Source organism: Salmonella enterica subsp. arizonae (genome assembly GCF_008692845.1).
Classification (GTDB): Bacteria; Pseudomonadota; Gammaproteobacteria; order Enterobacterales; family Enterobacteriaceae; genus Salmonella; species Salmonella arizonae.
In genome coordinates this window covers 162,283-170,077 of the sequence record NZ_VXJW01000009.1, presented here as the reverse complement: position 1 = coordinate 170,077, position 7,795 = coordinate 162,283, and the positions used below count along the sequence as shown (strand labels likewise).

3 protein-coding genes are annotated in these 7,795 nt (G+C 54.8%); 2 read left to right on the top strand and 1 reads right to left on the bottom strand.

The genetic code is table 11. The features are described from left to right. Positions 1 to 183 precede the first annotated feature (183 nt). The gene (locus F4V61_RS17040) at positions 184 to 1,806 is read left to right on the top strand and encodes an NEL-type E3 ubiquitin ligase domain-containing protein (RefSeq protein ID WP_249041810.1); all 1,623 of its coding nucleotides are present in this window, start codon (positions 184 to 186) and stop codon (positions 1,804 to 1,806) included. Positions 1,807 to 1,858: 52 nt separating this feature from the next. Here the strand turns inward: F4V61_RS17040 and putP are convergent, their stop codons facing one another. Continuing rightward, positions 1,859 to 3,367 (bottom strand): sodium/proline symporter PutP, encoded by a 1,509-nt coding sequence (gene putP / locus F4V61_RS17035; protein WP_058345495.1) that lies wholly within the window; start codon positions 3,365 to 3,367, stop codon positions 1,859 to 1,861. A gap of 419 nt (positions 3,368 to 3,786) precedes the next feature. Here putP and putA point away from each other — a divergent pair, with 419 nt between their 5' ends. Beyond that, a complete protein-coding gene (gene putA / locus F4V61_RS17030; protein WP_080160820.1) occupies positions 3,787 to 7,749 on the top strand; it encodes a trifunctional transcriptional regulator/proline dehydrogenase/L-glutamate gamma-semialdehyde dehydrogenase in 3,963 nt (1,320 codons plus the stop codon). The last annotated feature ends 46 nt before the right edge of the window (positions 7,750 to 7,795 follow it).

Genomic DNA, 7,795 nt, shown 5'->3' with positions numbered 1-7,795 from the left:
TTTCAGTGCAAACGCAATCTGTTCTTCGGTATAACGGGTCTTTTTCATGGCAATGCGCCTCTCTGTGAGGTGAAAGAAAGACCGGCTACTTCAGTTTAGACTGGTACTGTTTTCAGGGAGAAGATCACTATCTGGCGGGCCTGGGCACGGGAAGCGCCCCTGGGAGGCCATGAATTGAGGGAGATGGCGGTCGAAAGATTACTGGCCTGTCTGGAAAAAGAGGAAAGCCTGTTAGATCTCAGCGAACTCAACTTGAGTTCGCTGCCGGAGCTACCGCCATTGATTACCACACTACTCGCTAATGATAATCATCTCTCCTCGCTCCCGGAGCTGCCTGAATCATTACAAATACTCATCTGTTCGTTTAATCTACTGGAACTATTGCCACCTTTACCCGGCTCGTTGAAAAAGCTTATCTGTTCATCCTGCAATCTGAAAAAACTGCCTTCATTGCCAGACTCTCTGGAAGAACTCACCTGCTCATGGAATCCTCTGGAAGGACTCCCCTTACTCCCCATGTCGCTCAAGTACCTTACCTGCACAAACAATGGTTTTGAGTCGCTTCCTGCTCTACCAGAATCCCTACTCACTCTGATTTGCTCAAAAAACCCACTGCCTAATTTACCTGATTTACCTGCCTCACTCTATTCGCTCAACTGTGCAGAGTGTCAGTTAGAAACACTGCCAGACTTACCAGAGTCGCTAAATTCTCTCATCTGCCCACGTAATCAGCTCCGGGTAATTCCAGCATTACCTTTTAACCTGGACGAACTTAATTATCTGGAAAATCCGCTTCTACAATTTCCCATTTTGCCGCCCTCACTAACTTCACTTAATAATAGCCCCTATGAGGGCGGCGCGGCAGGTGCTGCTCGTCCGTTGACGGACAGTGCCGCAGACTGGTTTCCGGCCGTCCAACAACGCGATATTCGTGAACGCTTCAGAGAGATCACTCATGAAACAAACGCCGGCATTTTCAGTGAGTTTCTGGACAGGTTACGCAACCGTTACGCCGATTCGAAGTATGAGACCTTCAGGCATCAGGTCATGCATTGCCTGATCCGCTTAGCCGCCTCCCCCGGATTACGCGAAAAGTTATTTATGTGCGCGTTGGAAACAACGGCACGCTGTGACGATCGCATCTCGCTGAGCTGGAACAACATGCGCATCGCGGAAATGGCTTACACCGTTGAGCAACTCGGCACCGAACAGAATCTCGGCAAAATGATCAGCCTCGCCCGCGAGGTATTCCGTATGGAATTGCTTACTGAGATTGCCAGTCAGAAAATCATCCAAATTCGGCATGCGCACGAACACTTTGATGAGGATTTAGAAGTCCTGCTGGGATACCAAACCGAGCTACAACATGCGCTTCATCTGACGCAAGTCGTACCGGATATGTATTTCTTCACCTGTTCATATCTGACAGCAGAAGAGGTAAAAGCGGCAAAAACGCAGGTTCAGACGGCAGAAAATCAACGCTTCCTGGAATGGCTTAGCCTGTGGGAGCCGTGGCAGGCTATGCTCAAACGGCTTAATCCTGCCGCCTGGGGCGCTGCGGAAAGCGAAAAAAACGCCTTTACGGTTAGCGAAGAATTTCAGAGCCGAATCCATGCGAAGCTGAAAACGCGCGGCTCGTCTGAATTCGCTTCCGATGAGGCGATACAGAAGGCTGGCCTCGAAGTGATGAAAGAGAAACTGCGGGAATTATTTATGCCCTGTACGCTCAGTACGCTGGAAGCCAAAGCGCAGTTATCGCTAGTGGAACCGGTCTGGGATTTATCAGGGGACCAGGCAGGCGTATAACACCGCCTGGTAAAATACGCCCGAAACGCAATAACGTTATCGGGCATGTCGGCTATTCCGCCTGTAGCTTCGACGGCGGCGCTGCATGATAATGCGCGTCCGCTTTTGCAAAGCGCTCCTGTATCGCCGCTGTCGGCGCTTTGCCAAGCAGGCTAAAGACTACGATACCCATACTGCCGAAAATGAAGCCGGGGATGATCTCATACAGACCCAGCCAGCCATATTGTTTCCAGACGATAACCGTGACCGCGCCGATGATCATTCCCGCCAGCGCGCCGTTACGTGTCATACGCGACCACATCACCGAGAACAGGACAACAGGCCCAAATGCCGCGCCAAACCCAGCCCAGGCGTAGCTCACCAGCCCCAGCACACGGTTATCGGGATTCGCCGCCAGCGCAATGGCGATCAGCGCCACCACCAGCACCATTACTCGCCCTACCCACACCAGCTCTTGCTGGCTGGCGCTTTTACGCAGAAAAGCCTTATACAAATCTTCCGTAATCGCGCTGGAACATACCAGCAACTGGCAGCTCAACGTCGACATCACCGCCGCCAGGATAGCAGACAGGAGAATACCAGCAATCCACGGGTTAAACAGGATCTGCGCCAGTTCAATAAATACGCGTTCTGAGTTTTGGTTCACCGCCCCGGCCAGCGCTGGGTTATTGTTAAAGTACGCAATGCCAAAGAAGCCCACCGCAACTGCGCCCGCCAGACACAGAATCATCCAGGTCATACTGATACGACGCGCATGAACAATACTGTGATGAGAATCCGCCGCCATAAAGCGCGCCAGGATATGTGGCTGACCGAAGTAACCCAGCCCCCACCCCATCAGGGAAATAATGGCGACAAAATTCAGCCCCTTGAGCATGTCGACGTTCTCAATGCTCTTTTGTTTGATCACTTCCAGCGACTCGCTAAAACCGCCTACGCCGACGATCACCATCACCGGCGTCAGGATTAAGGCAAAAATCATCAGGCTGGCCTGAACGGTATCCGTCCAGCTAACGGCAAGGAACCCGCCAATAAACGTATAAATGATGGTTGCCGCAGCCCCCGCCCACAGAGCGGTTTCATAGCTCATACCGAAGGTGCTTTCGAACAGTCGTGCCCCGGCGACAATACCTGATGCGCAATAGATCGTGAAAAACAGCAGAATAACCAACGCGGAAATAATACGCAGGACTCGGCTTTTATCCTCAAACCGACCGGTAAAATAATCCGGCAGCGTGAGCGCATTATTGTTAAATTCGGTATGCACGCGCAGGCGTCCGGCCACCAGCTTCCAGTTAATCCATGCGCCTAACGTCAGGCCAATGGCGATCCAGCTTTCAGAGATCCCCGACAGAAAGATAGCGCCAGGCAACCCCATTAACAGCCAGCCGCTCATATCCGACGCGCCGGCTGATAAAGCCGTAACAAACGGCCCCAGGCTGCGACCGCCAAGAATATAGTCATCAAAGTTTTTGGTTGAGCGCCATGCGATAAACCCAATCAATAACATGCCCAAAATATAGACACAGAATGTCACCAACATCGGTGTGCTAATAGCCATCAAGTTCTCCAGATTTATTTATTGGCACTACCGTAGCGTGCCGTTTTGTACCCTGCCGGAACGTAGCAAGGGGGTTATGTTTACCAGGGCGACCGTATCCTGCCGGAAGCGGTGGTTATTCACAATCTATTTAACACACCATTTACATCAAATTTGATTGCAGAGGGATACTATTTTTCTCCAGGTTGCACTCTCTCACATTTTTTGCGGTTGCACCTTTTAAAAGTGTTAACTACCGCAGAGAAAATAAATTTAGATGGTTTTCCCGTCAGACTCGCTCTTTCTTTTTTTAACAATTTATTCATTTTTAAGCTTGCAACGTAGGTCACATTTAACACGGTTGCACAAAGTTGCAACATGGTGGATATTTTCTGCTAACTATCAGTTAGCAGATATAGCGAACAACAGGAGCAGAGGGTATGGGAACCACCACGATGGGGGTTAAGCTGGACGACGCCACGCGCGAGCGGATCAAAACGGCCGCCTCGCGTATCGATCGCACACCGCACTGGTTAATCAAACAGGCGATCTTTAGTTATCTGGACAAACTGGAAAATAGCGATACGCTGCCGGAGTTGCCGGCGTTGTTTGCCGGCGCGGCAAATGAAAGCGAGGAGCCGACCGTGCCGCAGGATGAGCCGCATCAGCCCTTTCTGGAGTTTGCCGAACAGATTCTTCCCCAATCCGTCTCTCGTGCCGCCATCACTGCCGCCTGGCGCCGCCCGGAAACCGATGCGGTGTCAATGCTAATGGAACAGGCTCGCCTGTCGCCGCCTGTCGCTGAACAAGCGCATAAACTGGCGTATCAACTGGCGGAGAAATTGCGCAATCAAAAATCCGCCAGCGGTCGCGCGGGTATGGTGCAAGGCCTGTTACAGGAGTTTTCCCTCTCTTCACAAGAAGGCGTAGCGCTGATGTGTCTGGCGGAAGCGCTGCTGCGTATTCCCGACAAAGCGACACGCGATGCGTTAATTCGCGACAAAATCAGCAATGGCAACTGGCAGTCGCATATTGGCCGTAGCCCGTCGCTGTTTGTAAACGCCGCTACCTGGGGGCTGCTCTTTACCGGCCGACTGGTCTCAACGCATAACGAAGCCAATCTTTCGCGCTCACTAAACCGCATCATCGGCAAGAGCGGCGAACCGTTAATCCGTAAAGGCGTCGACATGGCGATGCGTTTGATGGGCGAGCAGTTCGTCACCGGCGAAACCATTGCGCAGGCGCTGGCGAATGCCCGCAAGCTGGAAGAGAAAGGGTTCCGCTATTCTTACGATATGCTGGGCGAAGCCGCGTTGACCGCCGCCGATGCGCAAGCCTATATGGTCTCTTACCAGCAAGCGATTCATGCCATCGGCAAAGCGTCTAACGGTCGCGGTATTTACGAAGGGCCAGGCATCTCAATTAAGCTGTCCGCCCTGCATCCACGCTATAGTCGCGCGCAATACGATCGGGTAATGGAGGAGCTTTATCCGCGCCTGAAATCCCTGACGCTGCTGGCGCGCCAGTATGATATCGGTCTCAATATCGACGCCGAAGAGGCGGATCGTCTGGAGATCTCGCTCGATCTGCTGGAAAAACTCTGCTTCGAACCCGAACTGGCGGGCTGGAACGGCATTGGCTTTGTGATCCAGGCTTACCAAAAACGCTGCCCGCTGGTCATTGATTATTTAGTCGATCTGGCCTCCCGTAGCCGCCGTCGGCTGATGATTCGTCTGGTGAAAGGCGCCTACTGGGATAGCGAGATCAAACGCGCGCAAATGGAAGGGCTGGAGGGCTATCCGGTTTATACCCGCAAAGTGTATACCGATGTCTCTTATCTGGCCTGCGCGAAAAAATTGCTCGCCGTACCTAACCTGATTTACCCGCAGTTTGCGACCCATAACGCCCACACACTGGCGGCGATTTATCATCTGGCCGGGCAAAATTACTATCCAGGTCAGTACGAATTCCAGTGCCTGCACGGCATGGGAGAACCGCTGTATGAACAGGTCACCGGTAAAGTAGCGGACGGAAAACTTAACCGTCCCTGCCGTATTTACGCGCCGGTGGGAACACACGAAACCCTGCTGGCCTATCTGGTACGACGCCTGCTGGAAAACGGCGCCAACACCTCTTTTGTCAACCGTATCGCCGATGCCACCCTACCGCTCGATGAACTGGTGGCCGACCCGGTCGAGGCCGTGGAAAAACTGGCGCAGCAGGAAGGTCAGGCTGGCATACCGCATCCGAAAATTCCGCTGCCGCGCGATCTGTACGGCGAAGGTCGGATAAACTCCGCCGGACTTGATTTAGCGAATGAACATCGCCTCGCCTCGCTTTCTTCTGCCCTGTTAAGCAACGCCATGCAGAAATGGCAGGCCAAACCTGTGCTGGAACAACCAGTGGCCGACGGTGAGATGACGCCGGTTATCAACCCGGCGGAACCGAAAGATATTGTCGGCTGGGGACGCGAAGCGACAGAAAGCGAGGTTGACCAGGCGTTGCAAAACGCGGTCAATCAGGCGCCGGTTTGGTTTGCGACGCCGCCGCAAGAACGCGCCGCCATTTTGCAGCGGGCGGCGGTATTGATGGAAGACCAAATGCAGCAGTTGATTGGCCTGTTGGTGCGTGAAGCGGGGAAAACGTTCAGCAACGCCATTGCCGAAGTGCGCGAAGCGGTAGACTTCCTCCATTATTATGCCGGTCAAGTGCGTGACGATTTCGATAACGAAACGCATCGCCCGTTAGGGCCGGTGGTCTGCATCAGTCCGTGGAACTTCCCGCTGGCCATTTTCACCGGCCAAATCGCCGCCGCGCTGGCGGCAGGTAACAGCGTTCTGGCGAAACCGGCAGAGCAGACATCGTTGATTGCCGCCCAGGGCATTGCCATTTTGCTGGAAGCGGGCGTACCGCCGGGCGTCGTGCAACTGTTGCCGGGACGGGGAGAAACCGTCGGCGCCCAGCTTACCGCCGATGCGCGTGTACGCGGCGTGATGTTTACCGGTTCCACGGAGGTCGCGACGTTGTTGCAGCGCAACATCGCCACGCGTCTTGATGCCCAGGGCCGCCCCATTCCATTGATTGCGGAAACCGGCGGTATGAACGCTATGATTGTCGACTCTTCCGCGCTCACCGAGCAGGTGGTCGTGGATGTGCTGGCTTCCGCTTTCGACAGTGCCGGACAACGCTGTTCCGCGCTCCGTGTGCTGTGTTTGCAGGACGATATCGCCGAACATACGCTGAAAATGTTACGCGGCGCGATGGCGGAGTGTCGGATGGGGAATCCAGGCCGTCTGACGACCGATATCGGGCCGGTGATCGATAGCGAGGCCAAAGCCAACATTGAACGTCATATCCAGACGATGCGCGCCAAAGGCCGCCCGGTTTTCCAGGCAGCGCGTGAAAACAGCGATGACGCGCAAGAATGGCAGACCGGTACGTTTGTTATGCCCACGCTTATTGAGCTGGAAAACTTCGCAGAACTGGAAAAAGAGGTCTTCGGGCCCGTGCTGCACGTCGTGCGTTATAACCGTAACCATCTGGCGGAGCTTATCGAACAGATTAACGCTTCCGGCTACGGGCTAACGCTGGGCGTACATACCCGTATTGATGAAACCATTGCGCAAGTCACCGGTTCCGCCCATGTCGGCAACCTGTACGTTAACCGTAATATGGTGGGCGCGGTCGTCGGCGTCCAGCCGTTTGGCGGTGAAGGACTGTCCGGCACCGGGCCAAAAGCGGGAGGACCGCTCTATCTCTACCGCCTACTGGCACACCGCCCGCCCAATGCGCTCAATATGACGCTTACTCGTCAGGATGCGCGTTACCCGGTGGATGCGCAGCTTAAAACCACGCTACTCGCGCCGTTGACCACCCTGACGCAATGGGCGGCGGATCGCCCGGCGCTACAGACGCTCTGCCGACAATTCGCCGATCTGGCGCAGGCCGGCACGCAGCGCCTGCTACCGGGGCCGACCGGCGAGCGCAATACCTGGACGCTGTTGCCGCGTGAACGGGTGTTATGCCTGGCTGATGATGAACAGGACGCGCTGGCGCAGCTTGCCGCCGTTCTCGCCGTCGGCAGTCAGGCGCTATGGTCAGACGACGCCTTCCACCGCGATCTGGCGAAACGTCTCCCTGCCGCCGTCGCGGCGCGTGTCCAGTTTGCGAAAGCGGAAACGCTGATGGCGCAGCCGTTTGACGCGGTGATTTTCCACGGCGACTCCGACAAGCTGCGAACCGTGTGCGAAGCCGTCGCCGCCCGCGAAGGCGCGATAGTGTCGGTACAGGGGTTCGCCCGCGGCGAAAGCAATATGCTGCTGGAACGGCTCTATATTGAACGTTCGCTGAGTGTAAACACTGCCGCCGCTGGCGGTAATGCCAGCCTGATGACAATTGGCTAATACTGTGGTTAATTAAGGCTCCGTCAATGGAGCCTTTTTACTCGCG